This is a genomic window from Umezawaea beigongshangensis (assembly GCF_016464305.1).
GTDB lineage: Bacteria > Actinomycetota > Actinomycetes > Mycobacteriales > Pseudonocardiaceae > Umezawaea_A > Umezawaea_A beigongshangensis.
Map to the genome: position 1 here is coordinate 1 of NZ_JAEIOJ010000005.1, position 20,663 is coordinate 20,663.

23 protein-coding genes and 1 pseudogene are annotated in these 20,663 nt (G+C 74.3%); 12 read left to right on the forward strand and 12 right to left on the reverse strand.

Annotation, left to right across the window (positions count from 1 at the left end; genetic code table 11):
- The 4 genes and pseudogenes from IMZ35_RS14380 to IMZ35_RS14395 form a co-directional block, all read right to left on the reverse strand.
- A pseudogene (locus tag IMZ35_RS14380) lies at positions 1–903 on the reverse strand (CHAT domain-containing protein); the annotation flags it as partial.
- Positions 900–1,298 (reverse strand): hypothetical protein, encoded by a 399-nt coding sequence (locus IMZ35_RS14385; protein ID WP_199441588.1) that lies wholly within the window; start codon positions 1,296–1,298, stop codon positions 900–902. The pseudogene IMZ35_RS14380 and the gene IMZ35_RS14385, both read right to left, overlap by 4 nt.
- Positions 1,295–1,855 (reverse strand): RNA polymerase sigma factor, encoded by a 561-nt coding sequence (locus IMZ35_RS14390; RefSeq protein WP_199441589.1) that lies wholly within the window; start codon positions 1,853–1,855, stop codon positions 1,295–1,297. Before IMZ35_RS14390 ends, IMZ35_RS14385 begins: the two co-directional genes overlap by 4 nt.
- Before the next feature lie 81 nt (positions 1,856–1,936).
- Positions 1,937–2,419, reverse strand: a complete 483-nt coding sequence (locus IMZ35_RS14395; RefSeq protein ID WP_307868130.1) for a TFIIB-type zinc ribbon-containing protein — start codon at positions 2,417–2,419, stop codon at positions 1,937–1,939.
- A 100-nt stretch (positions 2,420–2,519) separates the two neighbouring features.
- On the opposite strand from IMZ35_RS14395, the gene IMZ35_RS14400 reads away from it, so the two are divergent.
- Positions 2,520–4,508, forward strand: a complete 1,989-nt coding sequence (locus tag IMZ35_RS14400) for an NACHT domain-containing protein (protein ID WP_307868131.1) — start codon at positions 2,520–2,522, stop codon at positions 4,506–4,508.
- Between the two features lie 121 nt (positions 4,509–4,629).
- Positions 4,630–5,157: a CGNR zinc finger domain-containing protein gene (locus IMZ35_RS14405; RefSeq protein WP_229372035.1), complete on the forward strand. Its 528-nt coding sequence runs from the start codon at positions 4,630–4,632 to the stop codon at positions 5,155–5,157.
- A 15-nt stretch (positions 5,158–5,172) separates the two neighbouring features.
- Here IMZ35_RS14405 and IMZ35_RS14410 read toward each other — a convergent pair whose 3' ends face one another.
- Entirely contained in the window at positions 5,173–6,381 is a 1,209-nt protein-coding gene (locus IMZ35_RS14410) for a DUF445 domain-containing protein (protein WP_199441885.1), read from the reverse strand.
- Between the two features lie 80 nt (positions 6,382–6,461).
- Here IMZ35_RS14410 and IMZ35_RS14415 point away from each other — a divergent pair, with 80 nt between their 5' ends.
- A complete protein-coding gene (locus IMZ35_RS14415) occupies positions 6,462–7,637 on the forward strand; it encodes a pyridoxal phosphate-dependent aminotransferase (RefSeq protein ID WP_199441593.1) in 1,176 nt (391 codons plus the stop codon).
- Between the two features lie 10 nt (positions 7,638–7,647).
- Here IMZ35_RS14415 and IMZ35_RS14420 read toward each other — a convergent pair whose 3' ends face one another.
- Entirely contained in the window at positions 7,648–8,820 is a 1,173-nt protein-coding gene (locus IMZ35_RS14420) for a methyltransferase domain-containing protein (protein ID WP_199441594.1), read from the reverse strand.
- A 116-nt stretch (positions 8,821–8,936) separates the two neighbouring features.
- Between IMZ35_RS14420 and IMZ35_RS14425 the strand changes: the two genes are divergently transcribed.
- The 6 genes from IMZ35_RS14425 (at position 8,937) to IMZ35_RS14450 (ending at position 12,190) form a co-directional block, all read left to right on the forward strand.
- Positions 8,937–9,326 carry a helix-turn-helix domain-containing protein gene (locus IMZ35_RS14425; RefSeq protein ID WP_199441595.1) on the forward strand — a complete coding sequence of 130 codons (390 nt, stop codon included), beginning with the start codon at positions 8,937–8,939 and terminating at the stop codon, positions 9,324–9,326.
- Positions 9,327–9,333: 7 nt separating this feature from the next.
- Complete coding sequence (locus IMZ35_RS14430; protein ID WP_199441596.1) at positions 9,334–9,906, forward strand: hypothetical protein; 573 nt, start codon at positions 9,334–9,336, stop codon at positions 9,904–9,906.
- 123 nt (positions 9,907–10,029) lie between these two features.
- A complete protein-coding gene (locus tag IMZ35_RS14435; RefSeq protein WP_199441886.1) occupies positions 10,030–10,320 on the forward strand; it encodes a DUF2516 family protein in 291 nt (96 codons plus the stop codon).
- Positions 10,317–11,060 (forward strand): alpha/beta fold hydrolase, encoded by a 744-nt coding sequence (locus IMZ35_RS14440; RefSeq protein ID WP_307868132.1) that lies wholly within the window; start codon positions 10,317–10,319, stop codon positions 11,058–11,060. Before IMZ35_RS14435 ends, IMZ35_RS14440 begins: the two co-directional genes overlap by 4 nt.
- A 28-nt stretch (positions 11,061–11,088) precedes the next feature.
- Positions 11,089–11,634, forward strand: coding sequence for a type 1 glutamine amidotransferase domain-containing protein (locus IMZ35_RS14445; RefSeq protein WP_199441597.1), 546 nt, complete (start codon positions 11,089–11,091; stop codon positions 11,632–11,634).
- Positions 11,635–11,644: 10 nt separating this feature from the next.
- Positions 11,645–12,190: a YbaK/EbsC family protein gene (locus IMZ35_RS14450; RefSeq protein ID WP_438816870.1), complete on the forward strand. Its 546-nt coding sequence runs from the start codon at positions 11,645–11,647 to the stop codon at positions 12,188–12,190.
- A 3-nt stretch (positions 12,191–12,193) separates the two neighbouring features.
- Here IMZ35_RS14450 and IMZ35_RS14455 read toward each other — a convergent pair whose 3' ends face one another.
- The 5 genes from IMZ35_RS14455 to IMZ35_RS14475 form a co-directional block, all read right to left on the reverse strand.
- Positions 12,194–13,294 (reverse strand): LOG family protein, encoded by a 1,101-nt coding sequence (locus tag IMZ35_RS14455; RefSeq protein ID WP_199441599.1) that lies wholly within the window; start codon positions 13,292–13,294, stop codon positions 12,194–12,196.
- 143 nt (positions 13,295–13,437) lie between these two features.
- Positions 13,438–14,310, reverse strand: a complete 873-nt coding sequence (purU, locus tag IMZ35_RS14460; RefSeq protein WP_199441600.1) for a formyltetrahydrofolate deformylase — start codon at positions 14,308–14,310, stop codon at positions 13,438–13,440.
- Positions 14,311–14,329: 19 nt separating this feature from the next.
- On the reverse strand, positions 14,330–15,052 hold the full coding sequence (locus IMZ35_RS14465; protein ID WP_199441601.1) for a maleylpyruvate isomerase N-terminal domain-containing protein: 723 nt from the start codon (positions 15,050–15,052) through the stop codon (positions 14,330–14,332).
- Between the two features lie 9 nt (positions 15,053–15,061).
- The gene (locus IMZ35_RS14470) at positions 15,062–15,907 is read right to left on the reverse strand and encodes a class I SAM-dependent methyltransferase (protein ID WP_199441602.1); all 846 of its coding nucleotides are present in this window, start codon (positions 15,905–15,907) and stop codon (positions 15,062–15,064) included.
- Positions 15,886–16,383, reverse strand: coding sequence for a DUF2505 domain-containing protein (locus tag IMZ35_RS14475; protein ID WP_199441603.1), 498 nt, complete (start codon positions 16,381–16,383; stop codon positions 15,886–15,888). Before IMZ35_RS14475 ends, IMZ35_RS14470 begins: the two co-directional genes overlap by 22 nt.
- Between IMZ35_RS14475 and IMZ35_RS14480 the strand changes: the two genes are divergently transcribed.
- Together IMZ35_RS14480 and IMZ35_RS14485 are read left to right on the forward strand one after the other, a co-directional pair.
- Entirely contained in the window at positions 16,370–17,500 is a 1,131-nt protein-coding gene (locus IMZ35_RS14480) for a UDP-N-acetylmuramate dehydrogenase (RefSeq protein WP_199441604.1), read from the forward strand. The genes IMZ35_RS14475 and IMZ35_RS14480 overlap by 14 nt on opposite strands.
- Positions 17,501–17,571: 71 nt before the next feature.
- Complete coding sequence (locus IMZ35_RS14485) at positions 17,572–18,624, forward strand: chymotrypsin family serine protease (RefSeq protein WP_229372007.1); 1,053 nt, start codon at positions 17,572–17,574, stop codon at positions 18,622–18,624.
- Here the strand turns inward: IMZ35_RS14485 and IMZ35_RS14490 are convergent.
- Positions 18,609–19,349 (reverse strand): SDR family NAD(P)-dependent oxidoreductase, encoded by a 741-nt coding sequence (locus IMZ35_RS14490; protein WP_199441605.1) that lies wholly within the window; start codon positions 19,347–19,349, stop codon positions 18,609–18,611. The genes IMZ35_RS14485 and IMZ35_RS14490 overlap by 16 nt on opposite strands.
- 136 nt (positions 19,350–19,485) lie before the next feature.
- Here IMZ35_RS14490 and IMZ35_RS14495 point away from each other — a divergent pair, with 136 nt between their 5' ends.
- The gene (locus tag IMZ35_RS14495; RefSeq protein WP_438816871.1) at positions 19,486–20,646 is read left to right on the forward strand and encodes a L,D-transpeptidase; all 1,161 of its coding nucleotides are present in this window, start codon (positions 19,486–19,488) and stop codon (positions 20,644–20,646) included.
- Positions 20,647–20,663: the final 17 nt, after the last annotated feature.

Here is a 20,663-nt window from a genome sequence, read left to right on the forward strand (position 1 = left end):
GCACGCCAGCGCGGTGCGCCGCACCGCCGCCAGCGCCGTGCGGTCCCCCGCGGCGAGCCGGGCGCGCAGGCCGAGCGCGGTCGCGACCGGCGTCCAGGTGTGCCGCCGCTGCGCGCGGAACAGCGTCGCGGCGCGGTCGGCGAGGAGCCCCGCCGCGGGGAGGTCGCCCTCGGACCACGCGCACCGCGCCGCCAGCAGCACGGCGTCCGGCAGCCGGGAACCGCGTCCCACCCGGTCGAGCATCCGCACGGCCGGGTCCAGCACGCGCCGCGCGTCGCCGACGAGTCCCGCCGCCAGCAGCGCCTCCGCCCGGTCGAGCAGCGCCTCCGGCTGCCGCGTCGCGTCCAGTCCGGCCGCCGCGGCGCGCTCGAAGCGGTCCAGCGCGACCGGCAGGTGCCCGGCGAGCGTCGCCACGAAGCCCCGGTTGTGCAGGCAGGCCACCGCGCGCTCGTGCTGGCCGATGCGTTCCAGCACCTCGTGCGCGGCGACGAAGTCCGCGTCCGCCGCCCGCAGCAGCAGCGCGTGGGCGCGGGCCACGCCCCTGCCGATCAGGGCGTTGGCCAGCCAGCGGTGCTCGCCGTGCCGCCGCAGGTCCCGGATCGCTGCGGTCAGCGCGGCGGCGGCCTCGCGCGGGTCGGCCGTCTGGCAGAGGTTCAGCCCGCGCAGGCAGCGCGCTCTCGCCAGGTCGGGGCCGCGCAGCAGCGGTGCGGCGGCGTCGAGGTGCCGCAGGCTCGCCTCCGACGACCCCCGGTCCAGGTCGATCCAGGCGAGGACGAGCCGGAACCGGGCGGCCTGCGCCGGATCGCGGGTCCGCAGGCCCGCGGTGGCGTGCCGCCGCGCCTCGGCCGGTCGGCCCCGCTCGATCAGCGCGAGGGCGGCGGCGTGCCGCTCGTCGGCGGTCATCCGACGAACCACCCCGTCGAGACGGCCCCGCGACCGGGTGCGCGCACCACGACGCGCAGCGGACCGGGCGGGACGCCGTCGGCGCGGAACCAGCCGCCGTCCACCACCACCTCGCGCGATCCGCCGGGCCAGCGCACCAGGGCCGTGCCCGCGCACGGCGGGTGGACGAGGCCCAGCACGTCCAGCGAGCCGCTGAACTCCAGGTCCACCCGCACTCCCGGACCGCCGAACGCCAGTCGCGAGGTGCACCCGCGCACCCCGGCCGGCTCGGGCAGCCGCTCCAGCGCGTCGGCGTCCTCGCGACGCGCGTCGAACGCCAGCGCCGCCGCCGCGACGACACCCGCCGGCACGGGGTCGGCGGCGTGCAGCGCGTCGGCGAGGTCGTCGAGGATCACCGCGTCACCCCGCTGACCAGCCCGGCCGACACGGCACGGCGGCGCAGGCGCTCGACGCAGCGGCTGCGGGTCGGCCCGACGCTGCCCACCCGCAGGCCGAGCGCCTCCGCCACCTGCGCGTACGTCAGCTCGGGGGCGCACGCGACGAGGCGCAGCACGCGCTGGCACTGCTCGCTGAGCTCCGCGAACGCCCGCCACAGCGCGGTGGCCAGGGCGTCGCCCAGCACCACGTCCTCCGGCCCCGGACCGGTACCGGCGGGGTGCCACAGGTCGATCGGCTCCTCGCGGCCCCGCACCCTGACCAGGCGCAGCGACTCGCGCCGCGCCGTGGTGATCAGCCAGCCCGCGATCCGCTCCGGCTCGCGCACGCGGTGCAGGTGCTCGGCGAACGCGAGCCACGTCGCCTGGCAGACGTCGGCCGCGTCCGCCTCCGCCAGCCGGAACGAGCGAGCGACCGACCAGACGGCCGGCGCGTGCCGGTGGACCAGCGCGCGCCAGGCCGACTCGTCGCCGTGCCGGGCCAGGAGGACCAGGTGAGCTGTCGTGTGTTCGTGCACGACGGCTTGGAAGCCGTCACCGGCGCGCCGGTTGCCGGTGCCCCCCGAAGGAGTGGTTTCCGGAACGGCGCCGGGGGACGGTCAGTCGAACAGCTCCTCCAGGAAGCTGCGGCGCCGGCGCTGCGGGTGCCCGTGGACCTGGCCGTAGCCGGGGTGCGCGGGCGGCTGCTGGCCGGGCGGGGGCTGGTAGGGCGGCGGCGGACCCGGCGCGTAGCCCGGCTGCGCGGGAGGTGGCGACGCGTATCCCGGCTGAGCCGGTGGCGGCGCGTAGCCCGGTTGCGCGGGCGGCGGCGCGTACCCCGGCTGAGCCGGTGGCGGCGCGTACCCCGGCTGGGCGGGCGGCTGCTGGCCCGCCGGCGTCGGGTAGGGGGCCGTGGGGGGCTGGAGGGCCGTGGTCGGCTGGTGCGCCGGCTCGGCCTGCGCGTAGTGGTTCTGCTCGGCGGCGACGATCTGTTCGAGCTCACCGCGGTCGAGGAAGACGCCCCCGCACTGCTCGCACTGCTCGACGTGCACGCCGTTGCGCTCCAGCGTCCGCAGGAGGTTCTGACACTTGGGACAGATCACACGACCAGCGTACGCAGGAAGCCCGCCGCCGCGCCGCCGCGCGACACCGCCGTGCACACCGACGTCTCGCCCCGCGACGCCGGTGGGCCATGATGCAGCGGTGTCCAGACTCCGCCAGCAGACCCTGCTCACGGGATGCGTCCTGGCCGCGCTGCTCGCGACGGCCGGACTGTTCGTCACCGAGTACGGCATCGACCCGCAGACCTGGCTGATCGGGCTGGTGCTGGGTTTCCTGCTGTTCCTCGCCGTGCTCGACCCGTGGCTGCACCGGCGTCGCGCCGCCGGGCCCAGCACCGACGCCGACCTCGACGCCGCGTGCGCCGCGCTGTCGGTGGCGCTGAAGAAGCAGTGGCAGGACGAGTGCCGGGCCCGCGGCCTCGACGCCGACGCGCTCGACGTGCGCTGGACGGCGACCCAGCTCGACGTGAGCGACCTCCCGTCCGCGCCGCCGGGCCGGGTCGACGCGGTGGTGGGCGCCTTCGAGCGCCAGCCGAACCACCGCGTCGTCGTGATCGGCGCGCCCGGCACGGGCAAGAGCACCGTCGCGATGCTGCTCGCCGTCGGGCTGCTCGACCGCGGCTCCGGCGAGGGCGTGCCGCTGCTGCTGCCGCTGTCCACCTGGGACCCGGCCGCGGAGGACGTGCGGACCTGGTTCACCCGGCGGCTGCACGAGGACCACCCCGCGCTGCGCAACACCGAGCTGTACGGCAGCTACGCGGCGGACCTGCTCGTGGAGCAGCGGCGGCTGATCCCGATCCTGGACGGCCTCGACGAGCTGCCCGACGCGAAGCGCGGCGACGCCCTGGCCAGCATCAACCGCGCCTTCCCGACCACGCCGATGCTGCTCACCTGCCGCACGGCGGAGTTCGCGCGCGCCGTGAACCGCGCCGGGCCGGTGCCGGGGGCCGACGTCGTGGAACTGCACCCGCTGGACCTGGAGGACGTGGCCCGCTACCTGCGCGCCGGCGCGGACCCGGTGACGGCCGCGGGGTGGGAGCCGATCTTCCTGCACCTGCGCGCCGAGCCGGAGGGGCGGTTGGCCGACGCGCTGTCCACGCCGCTGGCGGTGTGGCTGGCCGACGTCGTCTACAGCACGGGCGACGCCGAGCCGAGCGAACTGCTCGACCGGGGCCGGTTCCCGGACCGGCGCTCCATCGAGGACCACCTCGTGGACAGCCTCGTCGACCGCTCGTTCGGCAGCAGGGACGCCGCGCACCGGGCGCGGGTCAGCCAGGTGTGGCGGACGGCGCACGCCCGGCGGTGGCTGGGGTTCCTCGCGCACGAGATGCGCGACCGGGGCATCCGGGAGCTGGCCTGGTGGGAGCTGCGCCGCTCGGTGGGCAGCACGTGGCTCGCGCTGCTGGGCGCGATCACCCTCGGCACGATCGGCGGGTTCGGCGTGGGGTGGCTGATGGCCTACGCCAGCACGCCGGACCTCGCGCCGATCACCGGTCTGGGCGCGGGCGTCGCCGTGGCCGCCGCCGCGCTCGCCGCGTCCAACCGGACCGTCCGCGAGCGCACCGCCCGACAGCACCTCGGGCTCTGGCGCAGCCTGCTGCTGTCCAGCGCCGTCCTCGGCACGGCGGTGGGCCTGGTCTTCTGGGCCCTCTACGGCGCGGAGGCGGGCCTGGTCGTCGGCCTGGGGCTCGCGGTGGCCACGGCGCTGCGCTTCGCGCTGTCCAGCTCCGCCGAGCTGAGCACCGCGTCCAGTCCGAAGTGGACGATGTCGCGCGACCGGACGGCGGTGTGGGCCGGATCGCTGGTGCTGGGGGTGGTGTTCGGCGCGGCGGCGGCCCTGGTGTTCGGGCCGAACCAGACCGGCATGGTCGGTCTCGGCCTGGCCTCCGGGCTGATGCTGGGCTTCGCGCTGGCCGTGCTGCACCTGCGCTGGTGGTGGTTCACGGTGGCGCGGGTGTGGCTCGCGCTGCGCGGGAAGCTGCCGTGGGAGCTGATGCAGTTCCTGGAGGACGCCAGGGCGCTGGGCGTCCTGCGCCAGGCGGGCGCGTGCTACCAGTTCAGGCACGCCCTGGTCCAGGACCGGCTGGCCGACCAGCCGTCCGCGCGGGAGAGGGCGACGACCTCCGTCTGAGCGTGCCCGCGCCGCTCACCAGGGCCGTTCGCCCGCGCTCGGGGCAACCGGTCATCGCGGATGACCGGTTACTCCGCCACATCGCGGAGCGGGTGACGCCTACAGTGGTGTCGTGACTGGTCTGGCAGCCGGCTGGGACCATCGAACCAGGCTCCAGGATCACGCCGGCGACACAGAGCACGATGTCGAACTGCTGCTCGCGTTCCTCAACACCAGAGACCTGGAACTCGGCACCGACGTGCTGGACGGCGAAGCCACGTGGCGGGCCTGGGTCAGCGAGCGCGGACTGGGCCGCTGGGGGAACCCGGAGCAGGCCCGCGAGGTCCGCGCCGCCCTGCGCTGCGTCCTGGGCGACGAGCACGAGAGCGGGCGGCCGGGAACGCTGGGCCTCATCCGCGTCGACCTCAGCAGCGGCGTGCCCCTGCTGGCCACCGGTGACGCGCTCGGTGCCGTGCTGGCCGCCTCGGCCCGCCTCGCCGTGCTCGGCTCGTGGGAACGGGTGAAGGTCTGCTCCGCCGAGGGCTGCGGACGCGCGTTCTTCGACCGCTCGCGCAACCGCTCGCGCACCTGGTGCTCGATGCAGGTGTGCGGCAACCGGGAGAAGGCCCGCAACTGGCGCGAGCGGGCCCGCTCGGTGGCCGCCTCCTAGTCCGCGTCCGGCCGGTCAGGCGAAGAAGATCGACGCGATCGTGTGGATCAGCAGACCCGCGAGCGCGCCCACGACCGTGCCGTTGATGCGGATGAACTGGAGGTCCTTGCCGACCTGGAGCTCGATCTTGCGCGAGGTCTCCGCCGCGTCCCAGCGCTCGACCGTGTCCGTGATCAGCGTGGTGATCTCGGCGCGGTAGTTGTTCACCACGTACGCCGCCGCGCCCTCGATCCAGCCCTCGACCTTGTCGCGCATCGACTCGTCCTCGACCAGCCGCCGGCCGAAGGAGACGAGACCCTCGCGGACGCGCTTGCGCAGCTCGCTCGACGGGTCCTCGGCCGCGTCGAGCAGCATCTTCTTCGCCGTGCCCCACGCGGAGTCGATGAGCCGCTGCACGTCGGGGTGGCCGATGATCTGCTGCTTGACCTGCTCGGCGCGCTCCACCGTGAGGGGGTCGTCCTGGAGGTCGCCGGAGAACTCGACGAGGAACGTGTCCACCGCCCGCCGCATGGGGTGGTTGACGTCGGTCTTCACCGCCCAGGCGAAGTTCACCAGCTCCGTGTAGACCTTGTCGGCGAGCATCGAGTCGACGAACTTCGGCGACCACGTGGGGGCCCGGTTCGACACGACCCGCATGACCGACTCGTGGTTGTCGCGGACCCAGTCGTAGGCGCGGTCGCACAGCAGGTCGACCAGCTTGTGGTGCGCGCCGTCGGTGAGGACCTGCTCCAGCAGCCTGCCCAGCGGCGGGCCCCACGGCTTCGCCGTCACCCTGGTCACGATCGCCTGCTCGACGATCGCCTGCACGTCCTCGTCGCGCAGCACCGTCACCGCGCCCCGCACGACGCTGGCCAGCTCGGACGTGACGCGCTCGGCGTTCTCCTCCCGCGAGATCCACTCGCCCGCGCGGCGGCTGATCTCCGCCCGGCGCAGCTTCTCGCGCACCACGGTCTCGGCGAGGAAGTTCTGCCCGACGAAGTCGCCCAGCGCGTTGCCGAACGTGTCCTTGCGGGTGGGGATGATCGCCGTGTGCGGGATGGGGAGCCCCAGCGGCCTGCGGAACAGCGCCGTCACGGCGAACCAGTCGGCGAGCGCGCCGACCATGCCCGCCTCGGCCGCGGCGCGCACGTAGCCCACCCACGCCGGGCCCCCGGCCTCCTGGGAGCGTGCCGCGAAGAAGATCACCGTGGCCACCACGAGGAACCCCGTCGCGACGAGCTTCATCCGGCGCAGCTCGCGCTGCTTGCTCTCGTCAGCCGCTGTCAGTTGCTCCACGGCACCATTGTCCGTGATGATCGGACGCTGTGCGGGTACCAGCGCTAGTTCCCCGGTTGCGGCCGTTCACCTCGACGATCTTCGCGGAGATGACCGCGCTCGCGCTGCGGACCGGCGCGGTCAACCTCGGTCAGGGCTTCCCCGACACCGACGGCCCCGCCGGGATGCTCGCGGCGGCCAAGGACGCCATCGACGCGGGACTCAACCAGTACCCGCCCGGCCCCGGCGTCCCGGCGCTGCGCGAGGCGGTCGCCGAGCACCGCGTCCGCCTCGGCACGTCCTACGACCCGGACACCGAGGTCCTGGTGACGGTCGGCGCGACCGAGGCCGTCGCCGCGTCGCTGCTCGCGCTGGTCGAGCAGGGCGACGAGGTCGTGCTGATCGAGCCCTACTACGACTCCTACGCGGCGTCGGTGGCGCTGGCCGGAGCCGTGCGGCGCACCGTGGGCCTGGTCGAGGACCCGGAGACCGGACGGCTGGGGCTGGACGCGGCGGCGCTGCGCGCGGCGATCGGCCCGCGCACCCGCGCCGTGCTGGTCAACACCCCGCACAACCCGACCGGCACCGTCCTGACCCGCGCCGAGCTGACGTCGATCGCGGAGCTGTGCGTCGAGCACGACCTGATCGCCATCACCGACGAGGTGTACGAGCACCTGGTGTTCGACGGGAGCGAGCACGTGGCGCTCGCGTCGTTGCCCGGCATGGCCGAGCGCACGTTGACCATCTCCGGCGCGGGCAAGACGTTCAACTGCACGGGCTGGAAGATCGGCTGGGTGTGCGGGCCGGCCGAGCTGGTGGCCGCGGTGCGGGCGGCCAAGCAGTTCCTGACGTTCGTGGGCGGTGCGCCGTTCCAGCCGGCCGTGGCGCACGCGCTGCGCCACGAGCTGCCGTGGGTCGACGGGCTGCGCGACGACCTCCAGGCGAAGCGGTCCCGGCTGTCGGCGGGGCTCGCCGACGCCGGGTTCGCCGTGCGCAGGTCGGAGGGCACCTACTTCGTGTGCGCCGACGTCCGCCCGCTCGGCTTCACCGACGGCGCCGAGCTGTGCCGCGCGCTGCCGGAGCGGATCGGCGTGGCCGCGGTGCCGGTGCAGGTGTTCACCGACGACCCGGACCGGTGGCGGCACCTCGTGCGGTTCGCGTTCTGCAAGAGGGACGAGGTCATCGACGAGGCGCTGCGCCGTCTGGCGACGCTGGCCCGCGGGTGAGGCCGCCCGCTCACAGCGGCCAGGAGTGCTCGCTGGTCGGGGCGTCGAGCCAGAAGCGCTGACCGTCCGGTCCGACGGTGACGCCGAAGCGGTCGCGGCGCGGAGAGCCCAGCGCGAGCCAGTGCTCGTGCGCGGCCTCGGCCAGGTCCCACAGCGCGCGGGGCCCGCCCTGCTCGACCCGTGACGTCCCGTCGCGGGTGGTGTGCCGCACCCACGAGCCGTCCTCGTGCGCGAAGCGGGCCCCGCCGCGCTCGACGCGGCACCCGGCCACGTCGGCGAGCACCAGACCGGCGAAGAACTCGAACGGGTGCGACGCGGCGAGCACCGCGTTCACCGGCAGGTCCGTCTCGCGGCGCGACACCGCTTCGGCCGTGCCGGCGTGCTCCAGCGCGGCCGCCGTCCAGTGCCTGGCGTGCGCGCGCAGCGGCATGAACCGGCCGTCCTCCCGCAGCACCCGCCCCTCGCCGCACGGGCCGTCACCAGCGGTGATCCGCACCAGCCCGGCGCCGATCAGCCGGTTCAGCGTCGTGACGACCAGGCCGCCCGGTGTGGTCTGCTCCAGCCACGGCAGCGGCACGCGCGTCACCGCGCAGGTCCCCAGCACCCGGTCGAACGGCGCGCGGCCCGGCACGCCGAGCAGCCCGTCGCCCGTGACGACGGTGGGCGCGTGCCCCGCCGCGGCCAGGTTCTCCCCGGCCAGCGCCGCGATCGAGCGGTCCACGTCGACGGTGGTCACGTGCTCGTCGCCCAGGACGTGCCCGAGCAGCGCGGCGTTGTAGCCGGTGCCGGTGCCGATCTCCAGCACGTCGTGCCCGTCGCGGACCCGCAGGGCCTCCAGCATGATCGCCATGATCGCGGGCATGCTGGACGAGCAGGTCGCCTCGCCGGGCACGCCGCCGTGCGCGCGGGCCCTCTCCCACGACTCCGGGTCGCCGTCGAGCTGGGTGACCCGCACCTGGTCGTCGTAGACCAGTTCCAGCCAGTCCGGGCGGCTGGAGTCGGCCGCCTCCCACAGGCCGTCGGGGCGCTGGAGCAGGAAGCGGCGCAGGAAGACGTGGCGCGGCACGGTCCGGAAGGCGTCGAGCCAGCGCGGGTCCCGCACCGCCCCGTCGGCCAGCAGCGCGGACGCCAGGCGCTTGCGCAGGCGGCCCGCGCGAGCGTCGAGACCGCTCCACCGGGGCATCGTCTCCCACGGTAGACCTGTGTCGGAGGTCATGTCTCCCCCTGCTAGCACCCTGCTTGCAACTGCTAGCACTTCCGCGTACGGTCGAAGAAGGCCGAGAGGAAGCGAGGTGCCCCGTGGAGAAGTCCATCGACGAGGCCGTCGCCGGACTCGGCCGCGACATCGGCGAGTACATCAGGCAGCAGCGCAGCAACGCGAAGATCTCGCTGCGCCAGCTCTCGAAGCTCGCCGGCGTCTCCAACCCGTACCTGAGCCAGATCGAGCGGGGGCTGCGCCGGCCGAGCGCGGAGATCCTCCAGCAGATCGCCAGGGGCCTGAAGATCTCGGCCGAGGCCCTCTACGTCGAGGCCGGAATCCTCCAGCAGCGCGAGGGCGGTGCGCTGGCCGACGCCATCGCGGCGGCGACCGAGCTGACCGAGCGGCAGAAGCAGGTGCTGCTCGACGTCTACGAGTCCTTCCGGCGGGAGAACGCCGCCAAGCACGACGCCACACGACCAGAGGAGTGAAGACCCGATGCCGAACGTCCCCAGTCAGGAAGAGCTGCGCAAGGCCGGTGAGCAGGCCGCTGCCGCCGCGCGCACCCCGCTGCTCGCCGCGCTCGGCGCCGGTGACCTGGCGGCCAAGGCCGTCGTCGAGGCGCTGAACAAGGCCAAGAGCCGCTTCGAGGAGCGCAGCGAGGCCGCGAAGAACGCGCCGAACGAGTTCGCCGGTCTGCGCGACCGGCTGGACCCCGCCGAGCTGCGCAAGCTCGTCGACGCCTACACGCAGTCCGCGATGCAGCTCTACGGCTACCTCGCCGAGCAGGGTGAGCAGACGCTGGACAAGCTCCGCTCGCAGCAGCAGGTCAAGAAGGCCGCCGACGACGCCCGCGAGCTGGCCGACGACGTGCTGGGCAAGGTCACCCGCCGGACCCGCGCGGTCGGCGAGAAGGTCGCGGACGCGACCGACGACGTCACCGAGAAGCTCGCGGTGACCGTCGAGGAGGTCGGCGGCGACGTGGCGCACGAGGTGCGCAGCACGGCCCGCAGGGCCGCGCCCCGCAAGGCGACCGCGACGAAGAAGAACACCTCCACCGCGGGGGAGTGACGCAGGTCACCCGCTCTGGAGCGACGAGGGGCACCTTCCGGCGGAAGGTGCCCCTCGTCGCCCTCACCCCGACCGCCGTGTCCCCGTACTCTGGGACGCGTGTTGTTCCCCTCGGCGAACGTCCTGTACCTGGACCAGTGGATCCTCTTCGCGATCTACTGGGTCGCGCTGTTCGCGGGCGTGTTCGCCTTCGTGCACGCGCTGATGCAGCGTGCCGACGCCTACACGGCCGCTGAACGTCTCACCAAGCCCGCGTGGCTGGGCATCTCCGGCGGTGGCGCCGCGGCGCTGCTGATCTTCGGCCCCGGTGGCGTCGGCATGATGTTCTGGATCGTCGGCCTGGTGGCCGTGCTGGTCTACCTCGTCGACGTGCGCCCGAAGCTGATCGAGGTGCAGCGCGGCCCGCGCTGGTGACCGCGCTCGCCTCCGGTCTGCTCTGGCGGGCCCACGGGCGGGGCACGCCGGTCACCCTGGTCGCCCACGGGCTCGGCGCCACGCCCGGTGAGGCGCGGCTGCCCGCGTCCGGGCTGCCCGGCACGCGGGTCGTGGTGACCCTGCCCTCCCACGGCGACGCGCCCGACGCGCCGCCGGACTACTGGTCCTACCGCGGGATCGCCGCCGATCTGCGCCACGTGGCGCAGGAGGTCGGCGCGACCCGTGCGATCGGCGTCTCCCTCGGCGCGGGCGCGCTCACCGCGCTCGTCGCCGACGTCCCCGACGCCTTCGAGCGCCTGGCCCTGCTGCTGCCCGCCGCGCTCGACCGGCCCCGCGACGGGTCCGTCCACTCGCGGCTGCTCGCGGTCCTCGACGACCCCGGCGCCCTGGAGGCGCTGGTCGCCGCCGACCTGCCCGGCGGCGTCGACGCCGGTGATCACCCGCGCGCCAGGGCCGCCGCGCTGACCCGGCTGCGCGACGCGCTCGTGGCGCTGCCCGGCGACGTCCCCGTGCCCGACCCGGCCGTCCTGAGCCGGGTCGCCGCGCCGGTCCTGGTCGTCGGAGCGACCGCCGACCCGGTGCACCCCGAGGGTGTCGCACGGGCCGTGGCCGCGGCGTTCCCGCGGGGTGAACTGGATCTCGTGCCCTCCGCCGCGCCCCTGCTCACGCACCGCCCGGCCGTGCGCGAGCGGCTCGTGGCGTTCTTCACGGGTGTGTGACCGCCCGGCCGCCGGGTAGCCGGGGGGCATGGCTGACAAGAAGATCGCGTTCCTGGTCGACTCGGAGGGCATCGAGCAGGTCGAGCTCACCGACCCGTGGGCCGCTGTGGAGGGAGCCGGCGGCACGCCCCGGCTGATCTCGCCGAAGCTCGGCGAGGTGCGGGGGTTCCACCACCTCACCCCGGCCGACGCGTTCGAGGTCGACACGACCTTCGCCGACGCGTCGCCGGACGACTACGACGCCGTGGTGATCCCCGGTGGTGTCGCCAACGCCGACTTCCTGCGCATGGACGCCGACGCCGTGCGGTTCGTGCAGGAGCACGTGAAGGCGGGCAAGCCGGTCGCGTCCATCTGCCACGGCCCGTGGCTGCTGGTCGAGGCCGACGTCGTGCGCGGCAAGTCGCTCACCTCGTTCGCCAGCCTGAAGACCGACGTCCGCAACGCCGGTGGCCGGTGGGACGACCTGGAGGTGCGGGTCTGCACGGCGAACGGCTGGACGCTGGTGACCAGCCGCACCCCCGACGACCTGCCCGCCTTCAACCGCGAGGCGCTCACGGCGTTCGGCCTGGGCTAGCGTGCGGGGTGTGTGGACCATCACCGGATCTCTCACCCCCGTTCCCGCGCTCTCCGCGCCCGACCTGCTGGCCGGCCCCGTCGTCGAGGCGCTGCGCGCGCTGGACGCCGCCGACGCCGACCGCTGCGCGGTCGTCGAGATCGACCCCTCGCTCGCCGACACGGCCGAGTTCTGCGCCACCTACGGCTCGCCGCTGTCCGCCTCGGCCAACTGCGTGGTCGTGGCGGGCAAGCGCGGCGCCGCGGTGCGGTACGCGGCCTGCCTGGTGCTCGCCACGACCCGCGCCGACGTCAACGGCGTGGTGCGCAGGCGGCTCGACGCGCGCAAGGCGTCGTTCGCGCCGATGGACGACGCCGTGTCGCTGACCGGCATGGCCCACGGCGGCATCACCCCGGTGGGCCTGCCCGCCGACTGGCCGCTGCTGCTGGCCCCCGAGGTCGCCGCCGCGCCGGAACTGGTGATCGGCAGCGGCGTCCGGCGCTCGAAGCTCCTGGTGCCCGGCGACGTGCTGGTCGAGCTCCCGAACGCGGAGGTCGTGGAGGGTCTGGCCTCCTGAGGCTCACCGGTCCGGCTGGTAGGAACCGAGGAACTCGACGGCCTCCTGCGCGTCGTCGGTGACGAGGATCCACCGCTCCGCCTCCCGGCCGCGCGCCAGGCGCTGCACGAGCGGAGCGGCCGGGACCTCCTCCGTCCAGAACCGCCGTCCCAGGAACACCATCGGCGCGGCGGGGCCCACCGAGCCGTAGTGGTTCTGGGTGTAGTCCTGGAACACCTCCTGCACGGTGCCCGCGCTGCCTGGCGTGTAGACGATGCCGCCGGTCGCGACGGTCAGCAGGCCCTCCTCGCGGACCGAGTTCGCGAAGTACTTGGCGTGCAGCTCGCACGCCGGGTTGGGCGGCTCGTGGCCGTAGAACCAGGTCGGGATGCCGATGGTGCGCGGGATCTCGAACGCGGGCAGGTCGGCGGGGAACGCGGCGAGCCAGCGACCGATGCCCTCGGCGTCCGCGCCGAACGACGGCACCGCCGCGAGCGCGTCCAGCACCTCGTCCAGGTCACCCTTCGCGCCGAGCCGCACGCCCAGCGGCACGGCCTCCATCGCGCCCGGCCCACCGCCGGTGAGCACCGTGAACCCGGCCTCGCCGAGCGCGACGCCCAGCTCAGCGGCGTCCCGGTACCCGGAGGAGCCGCGGGCCAGCGCGTGCCCGCCCATCACCGCGACGGGTGTGCCGGTGAGCGCCTCGTCCAGCGCCTCGGTGATGGCGTGGTCGTGCAGCCGCTCGGCCAGCGCGTGCAGCGGGTCGGGGTGGTGGCCCTGCTGGCGGGAGTGCCGGTAGATCCGCGCGTCGGGGGTGTCGGCGTAGGACTCCGGCCGCGCGGGGTCGAACCCGGCGAACAGCTCGGCCGGGGTGTAGAGCCGCGAGCGGTAGACGTCGTACGGCAGCTCGGGGATGACGGGGAACAGCAGCGCGCCCGCCGCGTCGGCCCGACGCCGCGTGGCCGGCGCGAGCACGCAGCCGAGCAGCAGCGCTCCGTCCAGCGGAGCCCGCAGCAGCTCGTCGTCGTCGCTCAGGTCCAGCCCGACGAGCACGGCCCGCCGCAGATCACCCCCGCCGGCCCGGTGGTCCCGCAACTCGTCCAGCGACCTGATCTCGACACGCACCGACGCAGCCTAGAGGGTGAGTTGAGCACTCCGGCAGGGTGAGTTGAGCGTCCGGGCACGCCGGGTTGAGCGTTCGGCACCTGAACGCTCGACCCGCGGTGCCCGAACGCTCAACTCGCGGTGCCTGAACGCTCAACTCGCGGTCAGAAGATGACCGTCTGGTTGCCGTGGACCAGGACGCGGTCCTCCAGGTGCCAGCGCAGGCCGCGGGCCAGCACGACCTTCTCGATGTCGCGGCCCTTGCGGACCATGTCGGCCACCGAGTCGGCGTGGTCGACGCGGATCACGTCCTGCTCGACGATCGGGCCCGCGTCCAGCTCGGCGGTCACGTAGTGGCACGTCGCGCCGACGAGCTTCACGCCGCGGCGGCGTGCCTGGTGGTACGGCCGGGCACCGACGAACGACGGCAGGAAGCTGTGGTGGATGTTCAGCGCGCGTCCCGACCACGCCGCGCACAGCTCCGGCGGCAGGACCTGCATGAACCGCGCCAGCACCACGGCGTGCGGGTCGTTGGCCTCCACGAGCTGGCGCAGCTGCGCGAACGCCGCCTGCTTGCCCTCCGCGTCGCCCACCGGGAACGGCACGTGGTGGAACGGGATGCCGTGCGCCCTGGTGATGTCGCCCAGGTCGGGGTGGTTGGCGATCACGGCCCGCACGTCGACGTCCAGCTCGCCCGCCGCGACCCGGCCGAGCAGGTCGTACAGGCAGTGGCCCTCCTTGGACACGAGGATCACCACGCGCCGCCGCTCACCGCTGTCGGTCACCTGCCAGCTCACCGTGCCCAGCTCGCGCGCGATGGCGGCGAAGCGGGCGCGCAGCTCGGTGACGTCGAACGGCAGCGAGTCGGCGCGCACCTCCTGCCGGGTGAAGAACCAGCCGGTGTCCGGGTCCGTGTGGTAGGCCGCCTCCACGATCCAGCCGCCGTTCTCGGCGAGGAACGAGGAGATCCTGGCGACGATCCCGGTGCGGTCGGGGCAGCCGAAGGTGATGACGTACCGGCGTTCGGGGAGTGACACGGCTGACCAGTATTCAGGATCAGGGGGCGGGCAGTGCGCTCAGCAGCGTCGCGTCACCCGACACGACGGCGCCGCTGGGCCTGCGCCACACCGCCCGGTACACGGAGTCCGCGGTGCCCGCCACGACGCAGTCGGTGTCGGTGGCCGCCCCGGAGACGCCGCCGACGACCGGCGGCTCGCCCGCGGTCAGCGTCACCTCCCACGCCCGCTCGGCGTCGGCCGCGTGCAGCAGCAGCCGGCCGGTCACCTCGACCGGCGCGCGGTGCGCCGCGTGCCGGAGCACCAGGTCCAGGTACTCGTCCACGCCGTCGGCGGCGAACTCGGGGTCGTACAGCAGCGGGGCGACGGCGTGCTCCGCCGCGTGCTCGCCGTCGAGGCGGTGGATCGCGATCTCGTGGGCCTGCCGTCGCGCCCACCAGGCGACGTCCACCGGACCGGCGAACCCCCACAGCACCGCGTCGGGGGAGGTGTCGCGCAGCCGGTCCACCAGGGTCGCCCGCCGCTCGTCCCACCAGGTCAGCAGCTCGTCGAAGTCCTCGGGCGACTCGCGCACCGGCGCGGGCGGCTCGTCGGGAGCGCTGCGCAGCGCGGCTCCGGCCAGCGTCTGCGCGCGGCCCACGTGGGTCACCAGCGCGAACACGGTCCAGCCCGGGCACGTGGGCACCGGCGCGTCCGGCCCGGCGGCCACCGCCACCCCGCGCAGCGCCGCGCTCTGGATCTCGATCTGCTCGACGAAGTCCACACGGCGACTCTAGGGCGTGCCGGGCCCGGCGGCCGGTGCTTCCGCCGGAGCCACGGACTCCCAGGGCAGCGTCAGCTCGCCCAGGCGCCAGCGGCGGCGCCCGTCGAGCACCGGCCAGCCCCGCTCCCGCAGCGCCCCCACGGCCTCCACCCACCGCGCCCGCGGTCCGAAGGGCGCGAACGGGGCCGCGGCGGCCCAGCACGCGTCCAGCTCGCTCAGCAGGGCGTGCACCCGCTCACCGGGCACGTTGCGGTGGATCAGCGTCTTCGGCAGCCGCTCGGCGAGGTCGCCGGGCGTCTCCAGGTCGGCGGGCAGGCACGCGAGGGTGAACGTCAGCGGGCCGTCCGCGGACAGCGTCACCCAGCAGTTGCGCCGGCCGATCTCGTCGCACGTGCCCTCCACCAGCAGGCCGCCCGGCGCGAGGCGGGCCGTCATCGTCGACCAGGCCTGCACGGCCTGCTCCTCGGTGTACTGGCGCAGCACGTTGAACGCGCGCAGCAGCACCGGACGGCGTCCGGCCAGCTCGAACCCGCCGCGCCGGAACTCCAGGCGCGGCGGGTCGGCGACGGCCTCACCGGCGGCGACCCGCTCGGCGTCCAGCTCCAGCCCCAGCACCCGCACGTCCGGGCGCACGGCGCGCAACCGCTGCGCCATCTCCACGGTCGTGACGGGCGACGCGCCGTAGCCCAGGTCCACCACCAGCGGGTCGGCCGCGGCGCGCAGCGCGTCGGCGACGCGCGGGGTGCCCGCCATCCAGCGGTCGACGCGGCGCAGGCGGTTGGGGTTCGTCGTGCCCCTCGTCGGCAGGCCGAGCGCGCGGGCCCGGCCCGCCGCTAGGCGCGGCGCGCGAGCCATTCGGAGGTGAACCGCGCCTCGGCGTCGAGCAGCTCCACGACCTGCTCGACGATCAGTCCCTCGACCTTGCCGCCGACCAGCGGGATGCTGACCCTGACCTGGCCGGACAGGGTCATCGCGCTGGCCCGCTCGCCGGTGTCGGCGAGCCTGGACGAGCCGTCGAGCCTGCCGGGCACCCCGCCGAGGGTGACCTCGACGGCCCCGGCGAGGTCGTCCGCGCGCCAGGTCTCGGTGCGCTGGATCACCAGGTCGCCGCCGAGGACGTTGCGCGCCACCGGCGGCAGGTGCTCCGCCGACACGCCCTGCTTCAGCTCGAAGCGGGTCTCGCCGTTCCCCCCGGAGAACGAGATCAGCTCGGCGCCGTTGCCGCCCAGGGCGGCCAACCGGTCGCGCACGTGGTCCTCTGAGGTGAGGGCGCCGAAGACGTCCCGCGCGGTCCACGGGTACGTGGTCAGGTGCTCGATGCGGCGTGCCATGGCGCGGAGGCTACCGTTGACGGTCGTGACCACCCCGCTGTCCAGTGCCCAGGCGCGCGCCGCTGTGCCGCTCGCCGACCGCACCACGCTGCGGCTCGGCGGCCCCGCGGCGCGGTTCTTCCGCGCCACCAGCGCGTCCGACCTCGTGGACGCCGTGCGTGCCGCCGACGCCGACGCCGAGCCGCTGCTGCTGCTCGGCGGGGGCTCCAACCTGGTGATCTCCGACGAGGGCTTCGCCGGGACGGTCGTGCAGATCGCCACCACCGGCCGCAGGGCCGACCCGCTCGGCGACGGTCTCGTGCAGTTCACCGTGGAGGCGGGCGAGGACTGGGACGACGTCGTGGCCGAGGCCGTGAGCCAGGGGCTCGGCGGCCTGGAGTGCCTCTCCGGCGTGCCCGGCCTGGTCGGCGCGACGCCGGTGCAGAACGTCGGCGCGTACGGCGTGGAGATCTCCCAGGTGCTGACCTCGGTCGACCTGCTGGACCGCCGCAGCGGCCGGGTGCACCAGCGCTCCGCCGACTCCCTCGGGCTCGACTACCGCACCAGCGTCCTCAAGGGCACCGATCACGCCGTGGTGCTGCGGGCGCGCTTCCAGCTCACCGCGGGCGGGCAGTCGGCGCCGATCCGCTACGCCGAGCTGGCCCGCGTGCTCGGCGTGGAGCAGGGCGACCGCGTGCCGGTCGACGCCGCGCGCTCGGCCGTGCTGGAACTGCGCCGCGGCAAGGGCATGGTCCTCGACGCCGCCGACCACGACACGTGGAGCGCCGGGTCGTTCTTCACGAACCCCGTGCTCGACGACTCGACGCTGGCCGGTGTGCTGATCCGCATCGCCGAGCGGCTGGGGTCCGACGTGGCCGTGCCCGCGTTCGCGGCGGGTCCGGGACGGCAGAAGCTGTCCGCGGCGTGGCTCATCGAGCGCGCCGGGTTCACGAAGGGGCACCGCGGACCGGGTGGCCGGGTCGGGTTGTCGACCAAGCACACCCTCGCCCTGACCAACCGCGGCGGTGCGTCCACGCTGGACCTGCTGGACCTCGCGCGCGAGGTCCGCGACGGTGTCCGGCTGGCATTCGGCGTCGAGCTGCACCCCGAACCGGTGCTGGTCGGCTGCTCGCTCTAGTTCGGTCGTGAACGGCCGAACGGGTGACGCTGTGTGACGGGAGCCTCACTACACGTGTTTCATGGGTGGTGATGGTCCAACACGAGGGGGTCATCATGGCCTGCCTGCACGAGTACCAGCGCTCCGCGATCAGACTGGTCAAGCGGCGTGTGGAGGACGACTTCCTCTCCAGGCCCGGTGTGACGGCCGTCGACGTCGGGGAGAAGACCCGCCGCGGTCGCCCCACGGGCGAGGCCGCCGTCGTCGTCTCCGTCCGGCAGAAGCACGCGCGGCCCGCGGGCGGCATCCCGGCGCTGGTCGACGGCGTGCCCACGGACGTCGTGGAGGAGACGATCGTGCTCCACCGGGCGCTGCTGTCGCCCGAGGGCAACTCCACGCCGGTGCTGGGAGCCGAGCGGCACACGACGGTCGTCGGCGGCATCGGCGTCGGACCGGGCCGCACCGTGCGGCTCGTGCCGCCCGACGTGGCGGTGGCCGGTGACTACGTCGTCGTGGGCACCCTGGGCGCGCTGCTGGCGCCGCGCGGGGCTCCGGAGCGGGTCATGGGGCTGACGTCCTTCCACGTGGCGTGCGTGGACGACGCGTGGGCCGTGGGCGACCCGGTGGTGCACCCGTCCCGCCCCGACGGCGGCTGCCCGTGCAGCGACACCGTTGCGGTGCTGTCCAGGGCCGCGCTGTCGCACGGGGTCGCCGCGGCGGCCCTGTCGCTGCTGCCGGTCCGGGGGCACCGCGCCGAGGTCGTCGACGTCGGACCGGTGCGCGGCACCGCCGAGCCCGTGGTGGGCGCGCGGGTGCGCAAGCGGGGCCGCACGACCGCGCTGACCAGCGGTGTCGTCGTGTCCACCGACGCGTCGGTGCTGGTCGACTTCGGCGAGGGTCTCGGGATGCGCGTGCTGCGCGACCAGGTGCGCGTGGCCTCGGCCGAGCGCTTCACCGACTTCGGCGACTCCGGCGCGGTCCTCGTGGACGACGCCGGGCACGTCGTCGGCCTGCACGTGGCCGGGTCGACCACCGGGCTCGCCGGGTTCGCGAACCCGATCGCCCCGGTCCTGCGCGCGCTGGACGTCGACCTGCTCGTCAGCGGCGCGGGACCGGGGACGGGGCCGGCTCAGGACTCGCGGTGAGCGCGGGTGGCGCTCGCCTGCGCTCGGGGCTTCAGGACGATCTGGTCCAGGTTCACGTGCGACGGGCGCGTCACCGCGAACGAGATCACGTCGGCCACGTCGTCGGAGGTCAGCGGCTCCAGGCCCGCGTAGACGCCCCTGGCCCGCTCGGCGTCGCCGTCGAAGCGGACGAGGGAGAACTCCGTCTCGACCATGCCGGGCAGCACCTCGGTGAACCGCACGGGCTGGCCGAGCAGCTCACCGCGCAGCGTGCGGTGCAGCGCCGACTGGGCGTGCTTCGCCGACGTGTACCCGGCGCCGTTGTCGTAGACCTCCTGCGCGGCGATGGAGGTGACGGTCACGACGTGCCCGTCTCCTGAGGCGATCAGCGCGGGGAGCAGGGCCTTCGTCACGCGCAGCGTGCCCAGGACGTTGGTCTCCCACATCCAGCGCCAGTGGTCCTCGTCCGCCGCGGCCACGGGGGCCAGGCCCCTGGCGCCGCCCGCGTTGTTCACGAGCACCCGCGCGTTCTCCACCCGTGCGGCGAACTCCGCGACGGAGGCGGCGTCGGTGACGTCCAGGGGCAGGGCCGTCCCGTCGATCTCCTCCGCGATGGTGCCGAGACGCTCCAGGCGACGGGCGCCGAGCACGACGTGGAACCCCTCGGCGGCGAGCCTGCGGGCCGTCGCCTCTCCGATTCCGGCGCTGGCGCCGGTGACGACTGCTGTGGGTCGATGGCTGGTCACCCGGTGATCCTGCCCCCTCGGGGGAGGAACCGCCGCGGGGACTATGACCGGTGTCACGCCGTGGCGAGCAGCACTTCGGGGTGGTGCGCGCGTCCTTCCAAGCGTTGGGAGCCGTGTGGAGTTCAGGAGGTCTGTGGTGGTGATGGGACGCAGGAAGTTCTGCGCGACGCTGGTGGCGAGCGCACTCCTGCTCGCGGGCTGTGGCGGCGCCGATCCGGTGAGCGGCGCGGCGACCACCCCGCAGGACGCGGCTCCGGCGGCGGAGTTCACCACCGTCCCCGGTGACGGAGCCGTGGACGTGGTGGTGAACGTGCCGGTCGAGGTGACCGTGACCGACGGCACGATCGACGAGGTGACCCTCACGAACGACCGGGGCGAGCAGGTCCGGGGGCAGCTCGCCGAGGACAGGACGTCCTGGAAGAGCGCCGAGCCGCTGGGCTTCGGCCGCAGCTACACCTACGCGGGGACCGCCTCGGGCGGCGACGGCGCGGAGGTGCGGCTGACGGGGACGTTCTCCACGCTCCCCGAGGGCGCGCAGAACCGCGCCACGCTCTACCCCGGCGACGACCAGACCGTGGGCGTGGCCGTCCCGATCATCGTCAAGTTCGACGCCCCCGTCACCGACAGGGCCAGCGCCCAGAAGGCGCTCTCGGTGACCAGTTCGGCCGGCGACCCCGGTGGTTCCTGGGCGTGGCTGAGCGACCAGGAGATCCACTACCGGCCGGAGAAGTACTGGCCGGCGAACACGCGGGTGCACGTCGAGGCGAAGCTCTACGGCGTCCCCTACGGCGACGGCGTGTACGGCAAGGCGGACGTGACCAGCGACTTCACCATCGGCCGCAACCAGGTCGTCAAGATCGACAACCCGACGCACCAGCTGGTCGTGCAGCGCGACGGCCAGACCGTCGCCACCTACCCGGCGAGCTTCGGGAAGGACGACGACAGCGAGCTGACCACCCCGAACGGCACGTTCGTCGTGATGAGCAAGCACGACACGTGGAGCTTCGACAACCCCCGCTACGGCTACACCAACGTCGTGAAGAAGTGGGCCGTCCGGTTCTCCAACCACGGCGAGTTCATCCACGAGAACAACGACAACGCCGCGAACATCGGCAAGAACAACACCTCGCACGGCTGCGCGAACCTGCTGGAGGCCGACGCGAAGGCGTACTTCGACAGCGCGCTGATCGGCGATCCCGTGGAGGTCGTCAACTCCATCACCACGCTGGAGCCGGTGAACGACTGGTACGACTGGCAGCTCACCTGGGACCAGTGGAAGGCCAAGTCGGCCCTCTGACCGGCCGCGCGGCAGCA

Coding starts and splice junctions, on each gene's coding strand:
- IMZ35_RS14410 (WP_199441885.1), bottom strand. CDS start 6,381: ATGAAGCTCGTCGCGACGGGGTTCCTCGTGGTGGCCACGGTGATCTTC.
- IMZ35_RS14420 (WP_199441594.1), bottom strand. CDS start 8,820: ATGCCCCGGTGGAGCGGTCTCGACGCTCGCGCGGGCCGCCTGCGCAAG.
- IMZ35_RS14430 (WP_199441596.1), top strand. CDS start 9,334: ATGCCGAACGTCCCCAGTCAGGAAGAGCTGCGCAAGGCCGGTGAGCAG.
- IMZ35_RS14445 (WP_199441597.1), top strand. CDS start 11,089: ATGGCTGACAAGAAGATCGCGTTCCTGGTCGACTCGGAGGGCATCGAG.
- IMZ35_RS14470 (WP_199441602.1), bottom strand. CDS start 15,907: ATGGCTCGCGCGCCGCGCCTAGCGGCGGGCCGGGCCCGCGCGCTCGGC.
- IMZ35_RS14480 (WP_199441604.1), top strand. CDS start 16,370: ATGCGGCGTGCCATGGCGCGGAGGCTACCGTTGACGGTCGTGACCACC.
- IMZ35_RS14475 (WP_199441603.1), bottom strand. CDS start 16,383: ATGGCACGCCGCATCGAGCACCTGACCACGTACCCGTGGACCGCGCGG.
- IMZ35_RS14485 (WP_229372007.1), top strand. CDS start 17,572: ATGGTCCAACACGAGGGGGTCATCATGGCCTGCCTGCACGAGTACCAG.